The sequence below is a fragment of the Carboxylicivirga sediminis genome, from assembly GCF_018156225.1.
In the GTDB taxonomy this organism is placed as follows: Bacteria; Bacteroidota; Bacteroidia; order Bacteroidales; family Marinilabiliaceae; genus Carboxylicivirga; species Carboxylicivirga sediminis.
This window is the reverse complement of the sequence record NZ_JAGTAR010000006.1, coordinates 39,852-64,896: the sequence shown is the minus strand read 5'-3', so window position 1 is coordinate 64,896 and position 25,045 is coordinate 39,852. Positions and strand designations below refer to the sequence as shown.

Sequence of the window (25,045 nt, the reverse complement as noted above, 5' to 3'; positions counted from 1 at the left end):
TATGAGGCATGACTTTGGCATAAGGCAATAACAGCAGTCAAAGAATATTATAATGGATAAACAACTACAAAAGAAACCCTGGTGGAAAAAGCATTTGAAATGGCTTATTGGTGGCGGCATATTTATTTGCTGGAGCATTTATTTTATTGCATTTGCCGATCACCGAAGCCAGGTAAAGGTGGATGCTAATCGTGTTACTATTTCAACCGTTGAGCTTGATGATTTTCAGGATTATATTAGTGTAACGGCCACTGTTGAACCTATCAAAACCATTTTTCTGGATGCTATTGAGGGCGGACGAGTCGAAGGTATTCTGCTGGAGGAAGGCAGTATGGTGAAAGCCGGTGATGCCATAGCGCAGCTGAGTAATACCAACCTGATACTGGAGATTTCGAACAACGAAGCAAATGTGGCACGAGCCATTAATGAGCTGCGCACTGCCCGTTTGCAAATGGAGATGAATGCCATGGAGCTGCAGAATCAGATTGTACAGCTGGAAGGCGACTTATTTATTCAAAAGCGTAAATACGATAACTCAAAGGCCTTTTACAAGGAAGGCCTCATTGCAGAAGATGAATACCTGCGCGATAAAACCAGTTACGAGGCTTCATTGCGGCAAATGACTCTGCTCAAGGAAAGCTTTAAGCGCGATTCCATATATCGGGGTATTCAGATTCAGACACTGGAGCGTTCAGCCGAACGCATGGAGCAGAATCAGGGCATTATCCGTCAGCGGCTGGATAACCTTACCATTAAGGCACCGGTTACCGGGCAGCTGGCGGCACTCAACCTTGAAGAAGGACAGGTCATCAGTTACGGCACACGCATTGGTAAAGTCAATATACTGGATGAGTTTAAGCTAAAGGCCGAAGTAGATGAGCATTACATCTCACGAACGCGAAAAGGTCTAAAAGCCAGCTGTCAGTTTCCCAGTGGGACTATTGATGCTGAGGTGAGTAAAATATACGCCGAAGTAAAAGAGGGTAAGTTTACCGTTGACCTGGAGTTTGATAACAGCAATCGGCAGAACCTGCGTATTGGCCAGACCAGTCATGTAAAACTTGAACTGGGTAACTCATCTAAAGCGCTTCTGTTGCCACGTGGCAGCTTCTTTCAAAGCACAGGCGGGCAGTGGGTGTTTGTACTTAATAAGGATCGTACTACAGCTTATAAGCGTCAGGTGAGTATTGGCCGGCAGAACCCGCGTTACTTTGAGGTACTGGACGGATTGGAGGCCGGAGAAGAAGTAATTACATCGGGCTATGAGATATTTGGAGACAATGAAGTGGTGGTTTTAAACTAGAACAAAATGACAAACTATTTATTAAAAACGGCTTTTCGCCATATCATCCATCGCAAGTATTTCAGCTTGCTCAATATTGTTGGTTTTGCAATGGCTTTTGCCACATCGCTTATCATTTTCTTCTATGTTATTTTCGAATACAGTTTTGATAGCCACCATGAGAAGGCTGCAACAGTTTACCGTATTGAGTTTGGCGATCAGGTGATTTATAAAGGAACCACTGCGCAGCTGCTAAAAGATAAGATGCCTGAGATTAAAAATGCCACTACACTATCATCCTATGCGGGTCAGGTTATGGTGCATCCAACACAGCCTGATAATATATATGCAGGGCGTGTGTTTCAATCTGATTCGGCGCTGAGTAAAATGCTCACCTTTGATGTGCTCATTGGCGATTTAGATGCTGCATTTATTGATAAAAGTAAGATGGCCATCGCTTCTGATGCAGCCCTGCAGTTATTTGGTTCTACCAGTGTTATTGGCGAGAAGGTATTGGTTAACTACGGACGAGAGATGGAGATATGTGCTGTGTATAAATCGTTTCCCTCCAACAGTTCCTTCAGTCCGGCGGGTTTTATGAGCATCAAGCAAAATCAATCGCGTTTTGATAGGACAGAGAGCAGCTTTTTAACATTCGTGGAGCTTGATTCGCACCTGGTGACAGAGCGTCTGAAGCAGCGTATGGCAGAAATTCTCAATACTGAATTTGATGATGAGGTAACCATTCATCTACGAGCTCTGAAAGATGTGCATTTCGCAGAAAAAATAAACTACGAATATGCCAAAGTAACCAAGCGTTCGACGGTGGATCTATTCTTGTCCATTGCTTTTCTTATTCTGATTATTAGTGTGATTAACTATTATAATTTCAAGTGTGGCATTATGCCTACCCGTGAAAAGAACTTCTTTGTACAGGAGGTGAACGGGGCTAAATTGAAGCATATCAGGCTAACACTGTTGATTGAGGGACTTATTGTGTGCGCGATGGCAGCTGCTTTGGCCTACCTGCTGGTAGAGTTGTTTAACAGTTCACAATTATCGGATCTGGTACCTTATGACCTTAAAGAATTTGGGCTGGGACAAAGATTGCTGATGTTGTCTGCCATTAGTATTTCTGCTGCTGTTATATCGGTATTGCTGCCAACCGGCTTTAAATTTACCGATACACTGGTAGGTAAGTACCGTCAGTCCTCCACCAAATCGTTCATAAGCATGCGCGGTATACTGATGACATTCCAGTTTATTGCTTCACTGGTGTTGATAATCAGTTCGATTGTTATTTATCAGCAAAAGCAGTTTCTTCTCCATTACGATACGGGCATTGCCACTAATAACATACTCTCGTTTCCTTTGAGTGGTAAGATTAAGAAAAACCTGGATAGTTTTACTTCGGAGTTAAAGAAATCAGCACATATTACTGATGTCACTTATGCTGCCCATGGACCATCCAATACCATGATGGGATGGGGAAGAACCATTGATGGAGAGTCGGTATCGTTTTATGTGTGGCCGGTGGCCGAGAATTTCCTGAGCTTTTTTGATGTGAAGGTGCTTAAAGGCCGTGATTACTCGAATAAAACAATGGATGACAATACATTTATCTTCAACCAGACGGCCATTGATAAATTCAACTGGGAACAGAAGTTGAATAAGAAGTTTCCTACTTTTAGCGGAGAAGCTGATATGATAGGTATCTGTGAGAACTTTAATTATGCTTCTTTGCATCATACAGTTGATCCGATGTGTTTCTGGCTCAATCGAGGTCGGTGCAACATGGCGTTTGTTAAGTTCTCAGGAAACCTGCCACTTGTTTTAGATCATGTTGAGAATTGTTTCAAGGATGTATCACCTAATCAGATGTTCGACTATGGTTTTGTGGATGACACCTACCAGGCTTACTATAAGAGTGAGATGAACCTGTTTAAGCTCATCAGCTTTTTCAGCTTCATAGCCCTCTTAATTACAGCTATCGGTATTACAGGGCTGGTCACCATTATTACCCAGCGTCATATAAAAGAGATAGGGATTCGTAAGGCTAATGGGGCACGTATATATGATATTATTAAACTACTCAACAGGAAGATTACCTATACCATTATCATCGCTTTTGTGATTTCGGTGCCCCTTGTATGGTATTTGATGGAGCTGTGGATGAATAACTTTATTGTGCATACAGCTATTCAATGGTATTACTTTTTGCTGGGCGGAATGGGAGTGTGGCTATTGGCTTCCCTGGTAACCTTGCGTCAAACATGGAAAGCAGCCAGCCAAAACCCCATAGAAGCACTAAGGTATGAGTAAAGCAGCCAATAGCTGATAGCTATTTACAATACAATCAAATTAACTTATCACCGTGCGCTAAAAACAAAGCACTTAAAAACTAAACATATGCTAAGAACGAACAATCTCCAAAAGGTTTTCAGGACTGAGGAAGTGGAAACCACCGCTTTGAATAATGTAAATATCCATGTGCAAAAGGGCGAGTTTGTGGCCATTATGGGACCTTCGGGTTGTGGCAAGTCAACATTGCTTAATATCATTGGCTTACTGGATAATCCTACCGATGGTGAATTGTATTTTGATGGTCAGGAAATTGCTGCCTTTAAAGAGCGTCAGCGCACCAACCTGCGAAAAGGCAATATTGGATTTGTATTTCAGAGCTTTAACCTGATTGATGAGCTCAATGTATATGAAAATATTGAAATGCCATTGGTTTATCTGAAGCTATCGGCCCGAGAGCGACGCGAGCGCGTACAAAAAGTGATGGAGCGCATGCAGATAGCTCATCGTGCCAAACATTTTCCGCAGCAACTATCAGGTGGACAGCAGCAGCGTGTAGCCATAGCCCGTGCCGTAGTTGCCAGTCCAAAGTTAATTCTGGCCGATGAGCCTACCGGTAATCTCGACTCACGTAATGGCGCCGAAGTAATGAACCTGTTGCGTCAGCTTAATGAAGAAGGTACCACCATTGTGATGGTGACGCACTCGGCCGAGCATGCTGAATATGCGCACCGCACTATCAACCTGTTCGATGGGCACGTAGTAACGGAGCAGATACATCAGAACAAGAGTTTTGAGGCAGTTGAGTTGTAAATGAATGCAGCTTATAATGCTTCAATACATTACCAGTGCTTTTACTGAAAAGTAATTTTTTGAATAAGCAACAACACAAACCATCCTAAAAGTGTTGGCCCTGGTCATTGCCTTAGCTACAGTGTCTGTGCAGTCGTGGAAAGCAGCCAGTCGTAATCCGCTGGAGGCACTGCGATATGAATAGATACAGAACGAATTAAACCAATATAATATGCTCTACCATTATTTATTAATCGCCTGGCGTAACCTGAAACGTAAAAAGACGCTTTCTTTTATTCAGGTGGTATGCTTATCTATTGGGCTGGCTGCTTTCTTCTTAGTAGCACGGTATGTGCAGTATGAACAAGACTTCGATAAGTTTAATGCCAATTATGAGCATATCTATCGGGCACAAACATACAAAGTAGGAGATAAAACAGATGACTGGTATCAGATACCAGTGCCTGTGGCCCAATACCTGAAAGAGCATGTGCCGGAAGTAGATGATGCTTTTGTTATTCGTCAGATTTGGTTTGAGTTTTTATCGCCCGATAAAGGAACTGTATACAAGGAGTTTAAAGGTTATAAGGCACCGTCAGCCATATTTGAAATGTTTTCCTTTGAGCTTCGCCAGGGCAACCGTCATACGGTGCTGGATGCCCCCAATGCCATTGTGATTAGTGAGTCGATGGCTGAGCGTTATTTTCCTGGTGAGAATGCAATGGGTAAAATTATTTATGATGGACAAAAGGAAGAGTTAGTTGTCAGCGGCATTATGAAGGATGTACCTGAGCAATCACACCTCGCTGTGGACTACTTCAGGTCCAGTGCTACCTTATTAAAAAATTATGCCGATAACTGGTACAATAATTCCTTTTCGGTATATGTGCAATTAAAGCCCAATACTTCGGTGGATGATATCAATCGGAAGATTGATGAGGTGATTCACAAGCATGATCCAGATGCCCGGCGCGTATTATACCTCAATCCCTTAAGTACTTTGCACCTCAAGGAGAATCCACGCGATGATCGGGGAGCGGTGGTTTACATCTTCTCGGTGATGGGCCTGATGATCTTACTGCTGGCCTGTGTTAGTTTTATGAATCTGACCACGGCATTTTCTTCACTGCGACAGGTAGAAATCGGGGTTCGAAAAAGCATTGGCAGCAGCCGCAAAAGTATCGCCATTCAGTTTTTAAGCGAAACCTTGTTTATAGCCATAGTGGCTTTTGTGTTGGCTGTGTTCCTGGCTCATATGCTTTTACCTGTATTCAATAACGTGGTTAACCGCCACATCGAACTGAACTTGTTTGCTGACTATCGTTTTACTCTTTTTCTACTTGGAGTGGTGCTCCTCACAGGATTGCTGTCAGGGGCTTACCCGGCATTTGTAGTGTCTAACTATCGACCGGTGGTGGTGCTCAAACGCAGTAACCTGGTAAAACAGAATCGTTTCAGTGCGTTGCAAGCCATGGTATATTTTCAGTTTATTCTTTCGGTGGTACTCATAACGGTTAGCTTGTGGACCTATCGTCAGGTGAATTTTCTGATCAATAAAGATTTAGGATTTCAAAAGGAGCACCTGCTTCATTGCACGCTGCCGGCACAAGAGAGCCGTATTTCCCACGATGCCCTGCGTGATGAAATACTGGCGCATCCTGGTATTGAGAATATGAGCATGTCCATTAATTCACCATTGCATGCCAACTGGGGCTGCCAGATCATTCCCGAAGGCTGGTCAAGTGAAAACTCTGTGTTTTCAAGGTGGAATGCTGCCTGCTCCAATTTTATTAATACCATGGGCATGCAACTTGTCGAAGGGCGTAACTTTTCAGATGATCTGGCCAGTGATGAACAGGCATGCCTGATAAATGAAACGGCTGCACGTGCATTTGGCTGGCAACAGCCTATTGGGAAACAACTCGAAAAGGAAGGTACTTATAAAGTGGTGGGTGTCATTAAGGATTTTAACATTGAAGATGTTCATAATCCGGTTAATCCATACGTGCTATTATTCATTGACAGAGATTTATCGCAGGCCCTGGATTTAACCTTTAAGGTGCATCCGCAGACAACAGCAAGCAGCCTGCAACATATTAACCAGGTAATGAATAAGCACTTTACTGACGTTTTGTTCGAAGTCAACTCCTACGATACCAATCTGCCGCGTGAAGAGCTGAAAATTTGGAATAACGCAAAAAATACCGTCCTGTTTTTTACAGTTATGGCGGTGGTTATTGCGGCAATGGGACTGTTTGGTTTGATATACTATGCGGCACAAAGGCGGGTTAAAGAGATTGGTGTTAGAAAAGTACAAGGAGCCAGGGCCTATCAGATTTTTCCGCTCATAACCAAAAAATACCTGTTGATGGCCGTGACGGCTAACATAGTGGTCTATCCAGTGGCGATGTTCCTTAAGGATACGATGCCCGGCCAGTTTAAATATCAGTTTACAATACTCGATGCCGGTATAATACTGTTGTTATCCATTCTTATCACTCTGATATCAAGTGGGTACCAGGTCATCAAAGCGAGTAGCCTTAATCCGGTTGAGGCCCTACGCTATGAATAAGAAGAATGAACGTTTGAAAACAAAATAACTATGCAACACGCAATTAAACTTGCTCTTCGCAAGCTATTTGTAAAAGGACAATATACATTTACACGCACCATCTCACTGGCTGTCGGACTGGCTTTTGGGATGCTAATACTATCCGAAGTTTTTTATTACTATAGCTACGATGGGTTTTACCCCGATGCAGATCGTATTTACACGGTGCAGTCCAGTTTTAAGCGCGATAAGGAAGCGGGTGAATTTGAGAACTATTCGAAAGTAAGCGGGGCCATAGCTCCCGGTATCAAAGCCGAAGTGCCGGGCGTGGAGGCGGCTACACGGCTTAATTCAATAGGTACACATCTAGTATATGATCAGCTTAAAAGAGGCTACAAGGCCGAGGTGGTACTGGCCGACGAACATTGGGGCGATGTTGTACCCCGACCAATGATAAGTGGTCATCCAGCTAAAATATTAGCAAGTCCGATGGCCTGCATGGTATCCAGCGAATTGGCTGAAGCTATGGGGGGCGACGTAATAGGCCAGGTGATTGAGCTAAAACGCTACCCGGGCAAACAACTGACTATTCAGGGCGTATTCGAAGCCTTGCCCGAAAACACGAACTATAACTATGATATTCTGGTTTCGATGGTTTCCATCACCGAGTTTTTCTCATGGGACGGTTCAACCAATTGGTTAGGTAACGATCGTTACATGGCCTACGTCAAGCTGCAGCCTGGCATTAACCCCAATGATTTAGCTCCGGCCTTGCGAAAAATGCAGCAAAAACACCAGGATATAGAGCGGCTGGAGGAAGAGCAGGGTGGTTTGGTACTCAAATACGTTCTAAAACCAATTAAGTGTATCTATAAAAACAACCATAAAGACATGCTGGTGATACTCAGTACCATTGCATTGGCTGTGCTGTTTGTGTCTTTGATGAACTATTTTCTGCTGACCCTTAGTATATTGGTTAACCGGGCTAAGTCATCAGCCATTTATAAAACCTGCGGAGCGCAGGTGAATAATATCCGACAATTAATTTTTGTGGAGTCGCTCACCCTTTTTGTTCTGGCCTTGACCTTGGCGTCTCTGCTGCTTTGGGTATTTAAACCCTTCGCCGAAGCGCAGCTTGGACATAGCCTGACTGCATCTGTTAATCCAGGCGTATTATGGCCTTTAATGGGCGTTTTGGCCATATGGTTAGTCTTGATGAGTTACTTACCAGCCCGTTACTTTTCACGCATCCCGGTTGCCACAGCTTTTCGTAGTTACCGGCAAAAGAAAAATAACTGGAAACTGGGGCTACTGGCCCTGCAATTGGTGGGTGCCTCATTTATTTTAACGCTCATGGTGATAGTCACCTTGCAGTACGAGCAAATGCGCAAGGCCGATCACGGTTATGATACTGAAGGTATTTATTATGGTGCTACCACTGCTATGAACGGGAGTCAGGTACAGATGATTATTAATGAATTAAATGCCATGGCTGAGGTTGAGCAGGTGTCATTGGGCTATTCTGTGCCCATACGCTATGCTTCGGGTAACAATGTGCTTTCGCCCGGCGGGCATCGTGAGCTGTTTAATGTGGCCGATTTTTACGAGGTTGATGAGCACTATTTTTCAATGTTGGGCATACCCATCATCCAGGGACATTCTTTTGCCAATGAAATGGCATCGACCAATAATGTGATGATTAGTCAGAAAGCGGCTGATTTGCTGGAAGTGTATAATAACTGGACGGATGGTGTTACAGGTAAGCCGCTCACCATTACTGAACATGGCGCAACTACCATCCAGGGTATCTATCCTGATTTTGTTATCGGTCCGCTTTCGAGACCCGATGATCGACCTTCTGTTTTCTTTTACAAGCCTCAGCATTTGTTTATCCAGGAGAAGAATGAACATCCGTTTATGTCAATGACTATACTTGTGAAAGTACACAGCACCACGCAGGCTGGTATGAAGGATAAAATAGCTGCCGTATTTAATAAAGTATTACCGCAGAAAGATGCTGAAGTAAAGAGCCTGGCGGAAGAACAACTAATTAGCTATGCTGATGAGAAAGGCTTCCGCAATGCCATGCTGGCCGGAAATTTTGTGATTCTTCTGATAACGATCATCGGCCTGATTGGGTATACTACAAATGAAGCAACCCGCCGACAGAAAGAGCTGGCTATTCGACGCATCAATGGCGCTAAAATGTCAAATCTGGTGCAGTATTTTGTTATGGAGCTTCAATACATGGCTATTCCGGCAGTAATGTTTGGTTTAGTTGGTGCCTGGTACACTGCCAGTAAATGGATGCAGAATTTTGCCTATAAGATACCCTTGAACTGGATGCTGTTTTTAATGTGCAGTTTCATTATACTTTTGACAGTTGCCGCCGTGGCGGTGGTCAATTATCTGCGTATTGGCAATCGCAACCCGGTTGAGGCCTTGCGTTACGAATAAGCATGAATCTGGTAAATATGTTAATGATTAGTGCGCTAACAAATTGAGCTAGTATTTCAATCACAAGTTGCAACAGTAATATGCTTTCTGTGCATTGAAGAAGGGGGATTGTGGTCAAACAATGGCACTGTTCAAGGTGTGTTGATATAATTTCTTCTTAAATTAAAAATTTATTGGGTATATTATTATCTTCAATGCTTGTTAACTATTAATTGTAATATCTACAAGTATGAAATGTATTAGCACACTGGTCCTTATCTTTTGTTTTGGGTTGGCAGGTAACCTTTCTGCACAATCAAAAACCGAAACACTGACTGAGTTTCTTGATGGTATCATCAGTTTTGAAAATGCCACTATTAATGAGGGCACACCAATTGCCGATATCAAAATGCTGGCTGCCGAACAAACCGCACTGACAAAAGATTTAACCAAAGAATCGGTTAAAGAAATCCTTGAAACAGCCAAAGACTATCATTTTTGCGTTATCACAGTTGGGGTGCATACCATCGCACGCATTACCGATTTGGAATATACCCAGATGAGTGGTTCCTGGGCGACGGCCATGCCTATGGGGGAAGGCTATGTTCAGAAAAGCGGATTGACTTTAAAGAATGATTATCTTAACAATATCATTGGTATTCCTAATAGCCAGGAACGAAAAGTTTACTTCTTCAATAAGAAATAGCCCAATGCTCACATACTAATAAAGGCAGACTGATACAGGTCTGCTTTTGTTGTTTTAATCCAGATGTATCATTGGAGTATTGTTATAAAGATGTTTGAATATGAAGCAGCAAGACCATTGATATCTATGGGTTTAACCTTCCCAATGAATCAATAAATACAGCTCATCACTTAAAGGTAAATACCCCTGATCGTAGCACAGATGGTAGGTGGCGCCTTTTTGGGTGGTGTAGGTGCCAGTAAAGTAGTTGAAGTCAAAACCTTCCTGTAGCAACTTGGTGCGTTTAATCTTTGTTTTACCCAATTGGTTGAAAGCCTGAAGAATGCTGTAATTCTTCTTAAGGGTGCGATTAACTTTTTGAACTAAGGCATTTTCAGTACTGTATCTTCGATTATTGAAACTGTTTCGGCATTGGTCGGAGCAGAATTTCTTGTCAACTCTGCCAATTATCGGGTCGTTGCAAACCGGGCATAAACGTTTTTCAGACATGTGATTTGGTTTTGTAAGTATCAGGTAAGTAAATATATAAACGTTTTTAAATGATTGCAAACGGTTTTAAACGAAAGCTAAACAACTCTAAATACTTAATAACCAAATAAAGCTTGCGCGGCGTTGCACCTTTGTTTCATCAATTTATTATTCATTTAAAATTATGAGTCATGGCAAATATAAGGAACAGAGTACAGTTAGTTGGCAACCTGGGTATGAATCCGGAGATCAAAGCATTTGATAATGGACGCAAGCTGGCAAAATTTACATTGGCCACCAATGAAAGTTTTAATGGCGTGAACGGGCAGGAGAAGACAGAAACACAATGGCACAATGTTGTGGCTTGGGGCAAACAAGCTGAAATAGCTCAAAAGTATTTGCAAAAAGGAAATGAGGTGGCCATTGAAGGGCGCTTAACCTATCGTCAATACGAAGATAAAAACAAGCAAACAAGGTATATTACCGAGGTGGTATTAAGTAGCTACGTGGTTTTCCCGGGTTTAAAGAAGTAAGTGATGATGGCAAATTAGTTATTGGGCAAAAAGCTGCAGAGATTTTTCTGTATAAGAAGATTCTGTAAACAGTCAAATAAAGGAAAGCCGTCAGGATCATAAATAAACATGGTCCCGACGGCTTTTTATTTTACTCTGATTATTATTTAATCGATACCTCCACTTTGTAATTACAACTCTTCAGCTGTTCGGGCAAGTTGCGCAAATCCGCTGTAGCTACACTAATACTGGTCGAGTCCACCCCTTTTTCCTGCAGCAGATAGTAGCTCAGCTGCTCGTTGCGGTTAATCAGTAGCTTTGTAAAGGCGTCTTGTAACTCATCCTCACCAATCAGCTGTCGGCAGCTGGCTGATAGAGGCTGGCCTACCGAACCTTCTACTGTTTTGCTGATGTAGTCAAGGAAATCAGGGTCGTCATTGGCTAATGCAGCCAGTCTTTCATTGTATGCCGCAATCTGCTTTTCATTGTTGGTTGGCATTATTTCGGTCAGCATGCGTTTTTTGGCCATGGCGACAGCCAATGCACTTTTCTCCGTTTCCGGATCGGTCTGTTGCATAAAGCTGAAGTTAAGCTGTGGTTTTTTCGTCAGAATGCTAGCAATCTTATCAAGCGTTTGTTTCTGCTCCATTGACAATGAATCCTGTGCATATGGCATGGGAATATTTTCCAGCTCTTCGGGGCGTGTACCAACCAGATTGCCCAGTGCATTAAATGGCGAAGCTGCGGCTTTAATGATAAGGTTGGAGATAGCCTTCCAGATAAGCTTGCCAACGCTGAAATTAGGATCTGAAGGATTTCCTTCAACCGGCATGTGAATGCTGATGACATCTTGTGGATCTTTCATCAGGTAAAGGCCTAACTTCACCGGGGCTTTCACTTGTGGTTCGTTTTGAGTTTTATCACCAATCTCCAACTCATTAATCACAATGTCATTGTTATTCATCATGTGGGTTGGCGTCATGCTGATGCTCAGGTCGTAGTTGAAGTCACCCTGTGTAATTGGTCGGGCAATGTGGTACTCTGAATAGGGAGAGAAGCTCAGTAGTTGTAGTTTCTCCATTTTGGCCTCCAAATCAAACACCTCAGGATGCAGTATGTTAATAGTCGAATGCCCTTCCATCTTGCCCTGATCGTTCAGGTTAACGCTGAAATTAACCGGCACCTGCTCGGCATTATTGGTGATGCCGTTGAGCTCCACATTAATATTTTTCAGGTCGTATAAGAATGGACGATACAGCGTATGATCGGTAAAAACAACCGTGCCATTGTCGATATTCACGTTATCTACCCGATAGCTTAGAGAGGATGCAGTTTCAGTGGTATCAGCAGTCGCATCGGCCTCCTGACTAATACTGTCTGCTGGCATCACCGGCAATAACATGCGCTCAATGTTGGTCATATCTTTGTAAAGGCTGGCTGTGAGGGTTGGTCTTACAACAGACAGGTGAGAAAAGTGATAGTTTTCATTACCAACATCGATGTTTTCTAATCCAACGCTGAATTGGTCAAGCCTGAACACGTCTTTGTTTTCCAAATCCCAAATGCGGAATGAATCTACACTGGCTTCACCTTTTACCACTATTTGGCTGGTTTCAACCATGTGACCTGTAATATGCAGTTTGGTATTCACATAACCCTCAATGCCGCCTGCATCAATTACATCCTCCACATAGCTTGAGATATTATCAAGGCCTAGCTTACTCACTTCAAAATCAACCCTGTATTCATTTTTTAGTTGGTCCACATGGGCATCAACAAACACCTTGCCGCGCTCACCAAATTCAAATTCAATACCCACATCCGACGATTCGCTGTCCCAGGCAATAAGTGGCAGTTCAAGAGTGATGTCTTCCAGCTTTAGCTCGTTATCAACTGTTTGGTCAAGGAAGTTGAAATGACCGTGAGCCAGTTGAATATTATGGATGGCAAAACGCAAAGGCTTCGAAGGCACTGTATCGGTCGCTACCTCCTGACTTGCCGAATCGGCGGGCGGGATTAAGTCATCAAAATTAAAGCCTTTATCGGTACGTGTGACATGGATGTATAAACTATCTAGTGTAATAGTCGAAAAAGAATACTCGTTACCGAATAAGCGGGTGGGATCAAAATTCACATACAACTCTCTGAAGCCTGCAAAGGTGTCTGTTTGGTTGGCTTCATAAACGGCTAGTTCCGATGCACGCACGGCGACCTTGAAATAGTTGATGCTTAAATCAGTAAGATGCACTTTACGTCCAATCAGTTCCTCACTGTTCTTGTTAATATAGTTTTTAACAAAGGTGGAAAGAAAGAAAAGCAGCAGGAAGATAATGAGTGCCAATGAGGAGAGCACATAATACCTTTTTTTGATCTGTTTCATTTTTAGTGGTTAAGCAGATTAGTAAATCAGTTTTACGATTGTAAAACGGTAATAGTGTAAAGGTATAACAAAACAAATTAGTTTTTGATTACCAGTTCCAAATTTAAAGGCATGGGCGGGAGATAGCTTACCTAACAAGGCTGATGAGTCATCTATGGGAGCATGAGATATTGAAACCAACTCTCATGCGGGCACATTGCTCTGTAGAGCCAACAATAACTATCCTGATACATAAACGCCGCCTTATTAGTTGAATAATAAAGCGGCGTTACTATTGTATTATCTACAGTTCTGTCTTTAGCAGATGAGGTCGTTCATGATAGAGCTTAACGATTAGCTCGCCAAACAGAGTATTGGCCCAGGCGAACCAGTCGCGGGTATACTTTGATGCATCATCTTTATGAAAACTCTCGTGCATAAAACCGGTGCCGGCATGGGTAGCTTTAAGCATCTTTAAACAATGGAGTATCTCTTTGTCATCAGTGCTGGTCATGGCCCTGAGGATAATTCCCATAGGCCAGATATTAACTTGTCCGGTGTGCGGGCTGGCTTGTCCTTCTGCCGCTTTGCCCGTTAAATAGTAGGGATTATTATCACTTAGTAAAAAGGCCCTGGTACGCTTATACAAGGCGTCATCGGGCTGATGTGCACCCAGGTAGGCCAGTGACATGAGTGATGGCACGTTCGCATCATCCATAAATACACGGTTGCCAAAACCATCGACCTCATAGGCATAAATTTCACCAAAATCCAGATGCTCCACAATGGCATATTGCCTGATAGCTGCATCTACTTCATCGGCCAGAGCAGTACATTCTTTGGCGAGTTGTGTTTCACCGGTAATGCTTTCATGAATATTGGCCATTTGTCGTAAACTAACTACCGCAAACACGTTGGATGGAATCAGGTAGGGGTAAAGCGTGGCATCGTCTGATGGACGGAACATAGAGCAAATAAGTCCGACGGGCTTCACCGGTCGACCTAATCCCCAGTGAACCGGACTGTCAAACATTTGCCCTGTCTCACGATTAAAGGTATAAGGGGTGGTGCCATCTTTACGCTGCTCGGCTTTAAATGTTTGCACAATAAGGCGTGAAGCCTCTTGCCAATCGTCGTCAAAAACGCTGCTGTCACCAGTAATGCTGTAATATTCATTGGCCAACCTCACCGCATAGCATAACGAGTCAATCTCCCATTTGCGTTCATGTATGCCAGGGAGCATTTGGGTGCGGTCACTCTGCCATTTCGATACTTTGGTCACATCTTTATAAAAAGCATTGGCATATGGGTCGAGTATGATGCATTTGGTTTGTCGCTTAACCAGACCTTTAATCACTTCTCTGAGATCCTTATCTTTTTTAATAAGTGGCATATAGGGCCACACCTGAGCGGTACTGTCGCGCAGCCACATGGCATCAATATCGCCGGTAATCACAAAGGTATCCGGTTGCCCATCAATGTATTCAAAGTCAACCGTTGTGTCCAGTGTGTTGGGGAAGCAGTTCTCGAACAGCCAGGCCAGTTCATTGTCGGCCATGGAGCTCTTTACTTTATTAATCAGTTTCTCAACTTCTTTACTGCTGAAGCAGCGCTTGCCCTCAGCAGGGCGCATTGACTTTAAATCAACAGTTGATTGGTTTTGAGCACGGAGCAATGGTGATGCTAATAAAGTACCACCAATGACCATGCCCGATTGCTTTATAAAGGTTCTACGTTTCATATGCCTGTGTTTGTTTTTTTCTCGCGTCTATTGTCTGATAGTCTATTTTTCACTGGTCATAAAAAACTCAAGCTGGCCGCCTGTCAATAGCTGATCGTGGGTGAAGAATGGTTTATCCAGTACTTTTCCATTCAAAACAACCTTTTCCACATACATATTTTCTGGTGAGTTATTATGGGCGATAATTTCAAGTGTACCTTGGGGCAGGTTGATGATTGCTTTGTCTACCATGGGGCGACCGGTTGTGTAGGTAGCATCGCCCGGGCATATCTGGTAAAAGCCCAAAGCACTCATAACATACCAGGCCGACATTTGACCACAATCTTCGTTGCCGATGATACCAGCTGGTTCAGGCAGATAGAATTCGCGCATAATCTGGTCGAGGCGTTCATTGGCTTTATAAGGCGCATTGGTCCAATTGTAAAGGTAGGCCATGTGATGGCTTGGCTCGTTACCATGGGCATACTGACCGATTAATCCGGTAATATCAGCGGAAGCGTGCTCGCCTTCAATACCCGAATCAGTGGTGAATAAGGTGTCCATCATGGCCTCAAAACGGTCGACTGAGCCGTACAGCTCAATCAGCTGCTCATTGGCGTGTGGCGTAAAAAAGCTCCACTGCCAGGCATTACCTTCGACGTAGTCACTTTTTTCGTGACTCGAATAGCGGGGACGGAAGGGCGTTACCCATGAACCATCGTAGTTACGACCACGCATCAATCCTGTTGTTGGGTCGAAATAATGACGGAAATATTCGCTTTTAGCCATGAATTCACTAGCTGTTTTAGTTTCATCGGCAGCTTTGGCAATTTGGCCAACACACCAGTCGTAATAGGCCATTTCCAATCCGTATGATACGGCCTCAGCAACTGAATCGCTCGGTACCCAGCCCAATGTCTCCTTAAAATAGATGTGTTTCGGCATCACGGCTGCTTCCCGGGTGCCTTTGAAACGCTCCACAATGTCAGGTCGCCAGGTAGCAGATTGCACAGAGGCTTCGAGCCACTCACTTAAGTCATCAGGACCTAAGCCTTTGGCTGCAGCATCGGCCAATACCGACACCGCCGGATAACCCACCATGGTACCTGTGTAATTGCTTACTAAAGGCCATTTGGGCAGTATGCCGCCTTCCTTGTATTTCTGAACCAATGCTTCGGCCCAGATGCTGGCTTTATCTGGTTGAATAATGGTCATCAAGGGGTGAAAGGCTCGGAAGGTATCCCATAGTGAGAATACCGTGTAATTGACATGTCCTTCAGCCGCCTGATGAATCTGTTTGTCCATACCGCGGTAGCGGCCGTCTACATCCTGCCATATAAAAGGAGCCATCATGCTATGGTACATGGCTGTGTAGAAATTAGTTTTTACTGCTGCATCGTTGGTCTCAATGTGTATCTGCTCCAATTGCTTTTGCCATTCAGACTGTGCCTTAGCCAATGTTTGTTCAAAGTTCCAGCCAGGCAGCTCGGCCTGCATATTTTTGTGGGCGCCAGACGGGTCCACTGCTGAAATGGCCACCTTGACCAGCAAAGGTTTATCACTCTCGTTAAACGTCAGGTAGATCTGCGCATCATTGGCATTTACTTTTGTCAGGTCTTTTTCTTCACCATCTACCATAATGCGTTTTTGTATAAAAGGCTCCGAGAATTCAATGCGGTAGGCCACCAGGTGGTCATGTGCCCAACCGGTTGACAGCTGAATCCCTTCAATGGTTTGTTCATCCAAAATGTTGCATTCGTTGCCCGTTATGGCGTTGCCCCAGTTAGCCTGAAGCACGTGCGCCAGGTTCAGCATCACATTACGATCATGAGTGTTTCCATAGGTGTACTTATGCATACCTACGCGTAAGGTGGTGGTTAATTCAACGTCGATATTAAAGTTATCGAGGTGAACAGAATAGTGTCCTGGTGCAGCGTTTTCTTTTTCCTTACTAAATGTTGCTGCCGGAATTGATTCAGTGGTGTTGGAATATGGAAGCAGGCCAACATCACCCAGGTCGCCAATACCGGTGCCGCTTAGGTGGGTATGGCTAAAGGCGTAGATCTTTGTGTCATCGTAATGGTACCCGCTACTGGCTTCCCAGCCATCCAAATGGGTATCGGGGCTTAACTGCACCATACCAAAAGGCAGTGTGGCCCCCGGAAAGGTGTGTCCATGAAAGCCTGTGCCAATAAATGGATCAACGTACTCCAATATATTGTCAGCCACCTTTTCTTGAGGTTGGCAGGCGGAAAGAGCCAGTGCCATTACCAATGTGATTATTCCTAAAAATCTGTTGTTCATATGTTTGTTTTATTTGATTTCAAAACTGTTTTTAAGTCTTATGTCAGTCGATGAGGAGCCGATGGCCAATTGAAAACGTCCGACTTCGATAACGCACTCCATATGTTGATTGAGGAGGCTCAAGTGATCCGGTTTAATGGTGAAGCTAACTTGCTTCTTTTCGCCAGGTGTCAGGTGCACGCGCTCAAATCCTCTCAGTTGCCATTCGTAGGTTATGATAGAGCTGTACTCGTCTTTGATGTATAGCTGTGGCACCTCGTCACCTGCATAGTCGCCGGTGTTGGTGATGTCAAATGTAATGGTCAGATCTCCCGTACTTGTTGTCAGCTGGTTGTTGATGTTTAGATTATCATACTCAAAATTGGTATAAGAAAGTCCATAGCCAAATGGATAGAGCGGCTCAACAAGGCGGCTTTCACCGGTGCCGTGAGGACCTTCCTTGGCTTGTCCTGCCTGGGAGTATGGTTTAAACGGGAAGTTAAGCGGTATTTGTCCGACGGTGGCCGGCCAGGTGGTGGATAACTTCCCGCCGGGCGAGAATTCTCCAAATAAAGCCTCGGCAATGGCTTGTCCTCCAAATTCACCTGGGAACCAGGCAGCAATAATGGCATCAGCAACCTGATGCGCATAGTTAACCGATAAAGGGCGCCCATGAATAAGCACTACAATTATAGGTTTACCTGTGGACCTCAAAGCTTTTAGTAAGTCTTTTTGTCTGCCGGGTAAATCCAGTGAGGTGCGACTCAGGTTTTCACCAACCATACTCTCGTCTTCGCCCAAAAATGCAATAATTACATCCGAAAGTTTGGCTTTGTCAACCGCTTCCTTGATGTGTTTTTGTTCATCTGGATTAATGTCGTATGGTATGATTTCGGAGTGTGGCCAGTTGCTGTCTTTTAGCTCGCAACCCAAGGCATAATCCGCCTTAACATCCTCAGGCAGATAACTGAGAATGCCTTCCATAGGAGAAACTACATCAACTCCCAAAGCACCATATCGACTGATAGAACTCTTCTTTGCTTTGGCATTAGGCCCTACAATCAGTATGTTTTGTAATTGGGAAGTTTTTAGAGGTAAAGCTCCGTTATTCTTAAGCAGAACCAATGATTCGCGCGAAGCTTGTTTGGATAGCTCCAGGTGAGCTGGTGTTCGAACGGCAGAATTAGCAGTTTGCTCATCTCTGTATGGCTGATCAAAAAGTCCTTCTTTAAACTTGACGTATAAAATATCTTTCACCCGCTCATCGATAACTGCCGTTGAAAGGGTGCCCTCATTGATCAGTTCGCGCAACGGATATACAAAATTCGCGGGATGGTTAAAGGTGGTGCGCACATTTAAACCGGCTTCCACCGTTTGTCGCACAGCCTCTTTGTAGTCTTCAGCCACGCGGTGCTTGGAGTAAACCCAGGCCACGGCATCACTGTCAGACACTACATAGCCTTTGAAGCCGTAGGTGTGTCTTAATAAATCGTATAAAAAATAACGATTGGCACTCACCGGGATCCCGTCGTAATCATTGTACGAACTCATGATGCCAAGTGCGTCCGCTTCCATTATGGTTCTTTTAAAGGGATAGAGGTATAGCAGATGCATTTCACGAGGCGCAATGTGTGGATCAAGCCTCACATGTCCGTCACGGCCACCTTTGGGTGCCGAGTATACGGCAAAATGCTTCAGGGTATTGGCCATGCCATACCACTGAATACCTTTACTTACCTGAATGCCCAGCTCGGCCACAAGAAAGGGGTCTTCCCCGAAGCACTCAACGATGCGGCCCCAACGCTGATCGCGTGCCACATCTAACACTGGCGAATAGATGTTATTATAGCCAAGAGCCCGCCCTTCGGATCCAATGCACAAACCTACCTGATGTAGTAATTCTTTATTCCAGGTGCAGCCCATGCCAATTTGGGCCGGAAATGCAGTGGCTTTATAATGATTCAAGCCACGTATGCCTTCATTGGTGAATTCAACGGGTATACCCAGTCGTGTTTCTTCCACAAAGAACTTTTGAATCTGGTTAAGTGCCCATACATGTTTATCATATGGGTATTTGAATTGGGCATCTTTAAAAACACCATTTGATGCTTCGTCGATATTGCCTAAGCCATCTTTCCAAAGCTCTTGCTGCCAGTCTTTGGTAGGTAGCTCATCTTTGGCCACGCGACCATAGCCATAAAGCGTCACCATCTGGCAGGTTTTTTCTTCTAAGGTCATCTGCGACAGCAAATCATTGATGCGCTTATCTATGGGTGCCTTCGGATCTTCATAGATATCCTTAATGCCGTTTTTATTGAAATCGATCCAGTCTTTTTTATAGATAATTTCCTGGGCAAGCAGGCAGTTAACTAAAAAATGAAAGCATAGTATAAGCGCAAATTTTACTGGCAACATATCGAATAAAGCTTTGAAATACAACCATCAGGAAAAGTAAAAATAAGCATCCATCTTTATTTAAACCACATGTACCTTATTGATATATAGCTGGCAAAATTAGCTCCGTGTGTTGGTAGTGTTCAGTATATCAATTGCATATGTGGCTAACTCTATTGAAATTGTAATTCATTATCTGAACATTTGTAACACACTTTTGATAGCCTGTTAACAAACTTTTAACAGCATGAATCTGAACCAATAATAGCAGATGATGTTTCTATTAAAAGTCGACAATAACTATTAAAAAATAAACACCATGAAAAGATCATCATTATTAATTGCTGGCCTGTGCCTGTTTTTTACCTGGGCTGTTGCGCAAGAAAGACAAGTTGATGTTAAGCTGAGTAAGATTACCTGGACAGGAAAAAAAGTAACCGGTGAGCATATGGGTAATATTCAATTCAAATCAGGCACATTGCAGATGAAAGACAAGGAGCTGGTTGGTGGTAAATTTGTTGTTGATATGACCACCATCACCTGTACTGATTTGGATAATAAGGATTATAATGCCAAGCTGGTAGGTCATTTAAAGTCAGACGATTTCTTCGGTGTTGAAAAGTATACTGAGAGTCGACTTATCATCTCAAAAGTAGTAAAAGAAGACAGTGCTTATAAAGTAATAGCTGATTTAACTATTAAAGGTAAAACGCATCCGGTAGCGTTTAATGTTACTAAAAGTGGTAATGCTTTTGAAGGTAAAATTATTGTTGATCGCACTCAATATGATGTGAAATATGGCTCAGGAAAGTTCTTCGATAATCTGGGAGACAAGATGATATACGATGACTTTGAATTAGCCTTTAAAGTATTCGCCATGGAATAAATCTCCTAATATAATACTATAATAATAGCTCTGCCTGGCGATTAGTCAGGCATTTTTTGTATAAAAATGTTAAAACTCATTTGTGGAAAGGAAAACTTTTGTTAGCATTACACGTATATATAAGGCATAACTAGGTCCGGGAAAATAACCTAAAATAACTGCTTGTGAATAAAATTATTAATCTACGCTTAAAGAGTAAGCTGTTGGTTTATACGCTTGCATCTTTTACACTCATTTATGGCGCAACGCTTGCTTACATTAGTTTTCAATTGAGAAAGAATGCATTAGAGGATTCTAAATCAATCATTGATGCCAACTTAAAGGCTTCTCGTAACCTGATACAAAATGATATTAATCAGGTTATTACATCAACTAATACCATTCGTGATAATTACAATAATTATTTGCCAATGGATGAGGCCTATCGGGATGAGGTGTTTGGCAATATGTTATATGGTTGGTGTCAGAACAATCCGGATTTGTTGTCAACCTGGCAAATATGGGAGCTTAAAGCCCTGGACAGTAACTATACCATGCGGAATGGGCGTGAGCGTAATGTAGTTTTCCGGTTAAATGGTCAATTGAAGCAAACCACTGAAAGAGTGGATATGAATGATGAAGTGCTGACCAGTTTGTATTACCAGGCGCGCGAATATAATCATGCAGATATCTGGAATCCATATTATGATGTGGTAACAGAGGAGTTGGAAGGTATCTTGATGACTTCAATCACTGCACCCCTGCAAGATGCCGGTGGTCGTTTTCTTGGTCTGGTGGGTGTTGATATTAGCCTGAATGATATGTCGAAGATCATCTCAAGCATGGATCTTTATGAAGGCGCTGTTTCTTATCTGGTATCACGTGACACCAGTATTGTGGCTCATACTTCACCCGATTATGTATCCCAAAAGTTATTATCGGTTATTGATTCTGACAGTCAGGAATTTGCATTAGGACTGGCTAAAACATTACAGTCTGAGGATTATCCTTTTGAGTATGTCAACCAGAAAAACGGGGTAGAGTACTATGTATCTTATACGCCGGTAACTTTTAAAGGCATTGAAACAACCTGGACGCTGGGTATTGAAGTGCCAAAAGCAGTAATATTGAAAAAGGCCAATGCCATTTTCTATCAGAGTGTCATCATTGGATTGATAGGATTAATTATTCTTTATGTGATAGTCTATTTCACTGCAGGCAATATTGTTCGGCCAATTATTAAAAGTGCGGCTATCGCTCGTGAAATTGCTGATGGGAATCTAACGGCTGAGATTGATGTGGATGATGAGCAGCAGGATGAAGCCGGAGATTTAGGTCGGGCATTACGCGATATGATTGATAACCTGAAGCAAATTGTGAATGAGATTATCGAAAGCTCCGATGCCATTAATACTGCCAGTCTGGAACTGGCTTCCTCTTCTAATCAGCTATCCGAAGGAGCATCTAATCAGGCGGCCTCTTCTGAAGAAATATCGTCTTCAATGGAGGAGATGGTAGCCACGATACAGCAAAACAGCGAAAACTCCAAACAAACTGAGGGCATCGCCCTTGAGTCGGCTAAGGGCATCAAGCAGAGCTTTGAGAGCTCAAAAGAAACAACAGTATCGATGCAGGAAATTGCTCAAAAAATCACCATTATTGAGGAGATTGCCAAACAAACGAATATCCTGGCATTAAATGCTGCTGTAGAAGCTGCTCGTGCCGGTGAGCAGGGCAGGGGGTTTGCAGTGGTGGCGGCCGAGGTGAAGAAGTTGGCTGAACGCTCGCAAAAGGCAGCAGTGGAGATAATTGATTTAACGCAGCACGGAGTTGATGCAGCTGAGAAATCTGGCAAGCAATTAGAAGATATCATTCCTGAGATTGAAAAAACCACACAGCTGGTGCAGGAGATTACGGCATCGAGCTATGAGCAGCAAAGCGGTGCTGAACAGGTTAATAAAGCCATACAGGAGCTCAATGAGGTGACGCAGCAAAACTCGGGGTCGGCATCTATCTTTACAAATAACTCTGAGCATCTGACTCAATTGGCTGAGAAGCTAAAGGATACGATGGCATATTTTAAGAAATAAGAATTGAAAGATTGGATATAATTAATAAAGGCCTTAAGAAATAACTTAAGGCCTTTATTAGTATCTAAAAGCAGAATATTTTAAAGTTTAAAGGCATCTTTAATAACATCTACATAATCCAGCTTTTCCCAGGTAAATAATTCCACCTCCATTTCTTTACTACCAAAATAGGGTGATTCAAACACCTTCTTAACGGTTCGTGGAGTACGTCCCATGTGTCCGTAAGCGGCTGTTTCTTCATACATCGGGTGACGTAGTTTTAAACGTTCTTCGATTGCCGCAGGGCGCAGGTCAAATACTTCGGCTATTTTAATGGCAATTTCGCCATCGCTCATTGTTACCTTAGATGTTCCATAAGTATCAACAAAAACACCCACAGGCTGAGCAACACCGATAGCATATGAAAGCTGTACCAGTACTTCATCGGCCAAACCTGCAGCTACCATGTTCTTAGCCATATGACGCGATGCATAAGCTGCTGAACGGTCTACTTTACTCGGATCTTTTCCTGAGAAAGCACCACCGCCGTGTGCTCCTTTACCACCGTATGTGTCTACAATTATCTTACGGCCAGTCAGGCCGGTGTCACCATGAGGTCCACCAATCACAAACTTACCCGTTGGATTAACATGTAAAATATAATCATCATCGAAGAGAGCTTGTACACGTGCAGGCAACTTAGAAATGGTGAGTGGTATTAAAATATTACGCACATCATCCTTAATCTTAGCCAACATTGGTTCATCTTCGTCAAATTCATCGTGCTGCGTGGATACTACAATGGTGTGTACGCGCTTTGGTTGGTTGTCGTCACCATATTCAATGGTTACCTGGCTTTTCGAATCAGGGCGCAAATAGGTCATTTCTTTACCGCCTCGGCGAATGTCGGCCATATCAATTAGCAAGCGATGCGACAGCTCCAGTGAGATTGGCATATAGTCGTCTGTTTCTTTTGATGCATAACCAAACATCATTCCCTGGTCGCCGGCACCTTGCTCCATTTTTTCTGCCCGGTCTACGCCCTGGTTGATATCAGCTGATTGTTCGTGGATAGCTGATAATACACCACAAGAGTCGCCATCAAAACGGTATTCGCTTTTGGTGTATCCAATGCGATTAATTACGCTACGAGCCACTTCCTGCACATCAACATAGTGTTTAGAGTGTACTTCACCTGCCAATACTACCTGGCCAGTTGTCACCAAGGTTTCGCAAGCTACTTTCGAGTTGGGGTCAAATGCCAAAAAATTGTCAAGTAACGCATCTGAGATTTGATCTGCTACTTTGTCTGGATGTCCTTCAGAAACGGATTCTGATGTAAATAAATATCCCATATCATTTAAAAATAAAGTCTGTATAGTATACAGATGTACATTAAAACTAATTGATATGTGAAAAGGGGGAAGTACAAACGAGTTTTGCGTTTTAGCACTTTTTTTAAGTGGTTGCAATCAGCCAAATCCTTCCACTTTTCACTGCTGCAAAATAACACATTTATAAAATCGTTTGCAAATAAAATAAGAGTTAAATGTCCTGATTAGAATCATAAAATCATGTAACTAACAGTTAGTGAATATTGAAGAAGGTGTGTCGGATGGTGAGGTGTAAATTTTTCGATGTTTTTTGTAAAAAAAATTTGGAGGGATTTTAATTTGATATATCTTTGCATCCGCATTTGAGACAAACAACAAGGTCCAGAGGCAATAAGGTCCCTTCGTCTAGTGGTTAGGACGCAAGGTTTTCATCCTTGAAACAGGAGTTCGATTCTCCTAGGGACTGCGAAAATAAAAAGATTAACAATTTTTAATTGTAGTACGATGGCAAATCATCAATCAGCGAAAAAGCGAATTCGTCAGATACAGAAGAGAAGACTTCACAACAAATACTATGCAAAAACTGCTCGTAATGCTGTGAAAACATTGAGAGGTACATCTGAAAAAGAAGCAGCTCAGGAATTGCTTCCAAAAGTAGCTTCAATGCTTGATAAGCTTGCAAAGAAAAATATTATTCATAAGAATAAGGCTGCAAACTTAAAGTCAAAGTTAACTAAGCACGTTAACACACTTTAATAGCTGCTTAAGGTCCCTTCGTCTAGTGGTTAGGACGCAAGGTTTTCATCCTTGAAACAGGAGTTCGATTCTCCTAGGGACTGCATATAACTTTATAGCCTAAAAAAGGCCATAGGGTCCCTTCGTCTAGTGGTTAGGACGCAAGGTTTTCATCCTTGAAACAGGAGTTCGATTCTCCTAGGGACTGCACAAGGGCTCTCCAATATGGAGGGCTTTT

The 25,045-nt window shown here is 43.1% G+C and carries 16 protein-coding genes and 3 tRNA genes; 13 read left to right on the top strand and 6 right to left on the bottom strand.

Going from position 1 to position 25,045, the window contains the following annotated elements:
• The first annotated feature begins 52 nt into the window (after window positions 1-52).
• The 6 genes from KDU71_RS05575 to KDU71_RS05550 all read left to right on the top strand — a co-directional run bounded on the left by KDU71_RS05575 (window position 53) and on the right by KDU71_RS05550 (window position 10,068).
• On the top strand, window positions 53-1,303 hold the full coding sequence (locus KDU71_RS05575; protein WP_212188929.1) for an efflux RND transporter periplasmic adaptor subunit: 1,251 nt from the start codon (window positions 53-55) through the stop codon (window positions 1,301-1,303).
• A 6-nt stretch (window positions 1,304-1,309) separates the two neighbouring features.
• A complete protein-coding gene (locus KDU71_RS05570) occupies window positions 1,310-3,604 on the top strand; it encodes an ABC transporter permease (RefSeq protein ID WP_212188928.1) in 2,295 nt (764 codons plus the stop codon).
• A gap of 87 nt (window positions 3,605-3,691) precedes the next feature.
• Window positions 3,692-4,396 carry an ABC transporter ATP-binding protein gene (locus KDU71_RS05565; RefSeq protein WP_212188927.1) on the top strand — a complete coding sequence of 235 codons (705 nt, stop codon included), beginning with the start codon at window positions 3,692-3,694 and terminating at the stop codon, window positions 4,394-4,396.
• 211 nt (window positions 4,397-4,607) lie between these two features.
• The gene (locus tag KDU71_RS05560) at window positions 4,608-6,947 is read left to right on the top strand and encodes an ABC transporter permease (protein ID WP_212188926.1); all 2,340 of its coding nucleotides are present in this window, start codon (window positions 4,608-4,610) and stop codon (window positions 6,945-6,947) included.
• Window positions 6,948-6,977: 30 nt separating this feature from the next.
• Window positions 6,978-9,383 carry an ABC transporter permease gene (locus tag KDU71_RS05555; RefSeq protein WP_212188925.1) on the top strand — a complete coding sequence of 802 codons (2,406 nt, stop codon included), beginning with the start codon at window positions 6,978-6,980 and terminating at the stop codon, window positions 9,381-9,383.
• Between the two features lie 229 nt (window positions 9,384-9,612).
• Window positions 9,613-10,068, top strand: a complete 456-nt coding sequence (locus KDU71_RS05550; protein WP_212188924.1) for a hypothetical protein — start codon at window positions 9,613-9,615, stop codon at window positions 10,066-10,068.
• 132 nt (window positions 10,069-10,200) lie between these two features.
• Here KDU71_RS05550 and KDU71_RS05545 read toward each other — a convergent pair whose 3' ends face one another.
• Window positions 10,201-10,557, bottom strand: coding sequence for a DUF2116 family Zn-ribbon domain-containing protein (locus tag KDU71_RS05545; protein ID WP_212188923.1), 357 nt, complete (start codon window positions 10,555-10,557; stop codon window positions 10,201-10,203).
• A gap of 170 nt (window positions 10,558-10,727) precedes the next feature.
• On the opposite strand from KDU71_RS05545, the gene KDU71_RS05540 reads away from it, so the two are divergent.
• Window positions 10,728-11,069, top strand: coding sequence for a single-stranded DNA-binding protein (locus tag KDU71_RS05540; RefSeq protein ID WP_212188922.1), 342 nt, complete (start codon window positions 10,728-10,730; stop codon window positions 11,067-11,069).
• Between the two features lie 142 nt (window positions 11,070-11,211).
• Here the strand turns inward: KDU71_RS05540 and KDU71_RS05535 are convergent, their stop codons facing one another.
• The 4 genes from KDU71_RS05535 to KDU71_RS05520 all read right to left on the bottom strand — a co-directional run bounded on the left by KDU71_RS05535 (window position 11,212) and on the right by KDU71_RS05520 (window position 19,825).
• On the bottom strand, window positions 11,212-13,428 hold the full coding sequence (locus KDU71_RS05535) for a DUF748 domain-containing protein (RefSeq protein ID WP_212188921.1): 2,217 nt from the start codon (window positions 13,426-13,428) through the stop codon (window positions 11,212-11,214).
• A 283-nt stretch (window positions 13,429-13,711) separates the two neighbouring features.
• A complete protein-coding gene (locus KDU71_RS05530; RefSeq protein ID WP_212188920.1) occupies window positions 13,712-15,148 on the bottom strand; it encodes a glycoside hydrolase family 125 protein in 1,437 nt (478 codons plus the stop codon).
• Window positions 15,149-15,190: 42 nt separating this feature from the next.
• Window positions 15,191-17,431 carry a GH92 family glycosyl hydrolase gene (locus KDU71_RS05525; protein WP_212188919.1) on the bottom strand — a complete coding sequence of 747 codons (2,241 nt, stop codon included), beginning with the start codon at window positions 17,429-17,431 and terminating at the stop codon, window positions 15,191-15,193.
• Window positions 17,432-17,440: 9 nt separating this feature from the next.
• On the bottom strand, window positions 17,441-19,825 hold the full coding sequence (locus KDU71_RS05520; RefSeq protein ID WP_212188918.1) for a glycoside hydrolase family 3 N-terminal domain-containing protein: 2,385 nt from the start codon (window positions 19,823-19,825) through the stop codon (window positions 17,441-17,443).
• Window positions 19,826-20,123: 298 nt separating this feature from the next.
• Here KDU71_RS05520 and KDU71_RS05515 point away from each other — a divergent pair, with 298 nt between their 5' ends.
• Complete coding sequence (locus KDU71_RS05515) at window positions 20,124-20,690, top strand: YceI family protein (RefSeq protein WP_212188917.1); 567 nt, start codon at window positions 20,124-20,126, stop codon at window positions 20,688-20,690.
• A gap of 164 nt (window positions 20,691-20,854) precedes the next feature.
• Window positions 20,855-22,759: a methyl-accepting chemotaxis protein gene (locus KDU71_RS05510; RefSeq protein ID WP_212188916.1), complete on the top strand. Its 1,905-nt coding sequence runs from the start codon at window positions 20,855-20,857 to the stop codon at window positions 22,757-22,759.
• 80 nt (window positions 22,760-22,839) lie between these two features.
• Here the strand turns inward: KDU71_RS05510 and metK are convergent, their stop codons facing one another.
• Entirely contained in the window at window positions 22,840-24,093 is a 1,254-nt protein-coding gene (gene metK / locus KDU71_RS05505; RefSeq protein WP_212188915.1) for a methionine adenosyltransferase, read from the bottom strand.
• A gap of 373 nt (window positions 24,094-24,466) precedes the next feature.
• Between metK and KDU71_RS05500 the strand changes: the two genes are divergently transcribed.
• The 4 genes from KDU71_RS05500 to KDU71_RS05485 all read left to right on the top strand — a co-directional run bounded on the left by KDU71_RS05500 (window position 24,467) and on the right by KDU71_RS05485 (window position 25,015).
• Window positions 24,467-24,538, top strand: a tRNA-Glu gene (locus KDU71_RS05500).
• A gap of 38 nt (window positions 24,539-24,576) precedes the next feature.
• Window positions 24,577-24,828, top strand: a complete 252-nt coding sequence (gene rpsT / locus KDU71_RS05495; RefSeq protein ID WP_212188914.1) for a 30S ribosomal protein S20 — start codon at window positions 24,577-24,579, stop codon at window positions 24,826-24,828.
• Between the two features lie 11 nt (window positions 24,829-24,839).
• A tRNA-Glu gene (locus tag KDU71_RS05490) sits at window positions 24,840-24,911 on the top strand.
• A gap of 32 nt (window positions 24,912-24,943) precedes the next feature.
• Window positions 24,944-25,015, top strand: a tRNA-Glu gene (locus KDU71_RS05485).
• Window positions 25,016-25,045: the final 30 nt, after the last annotated feature.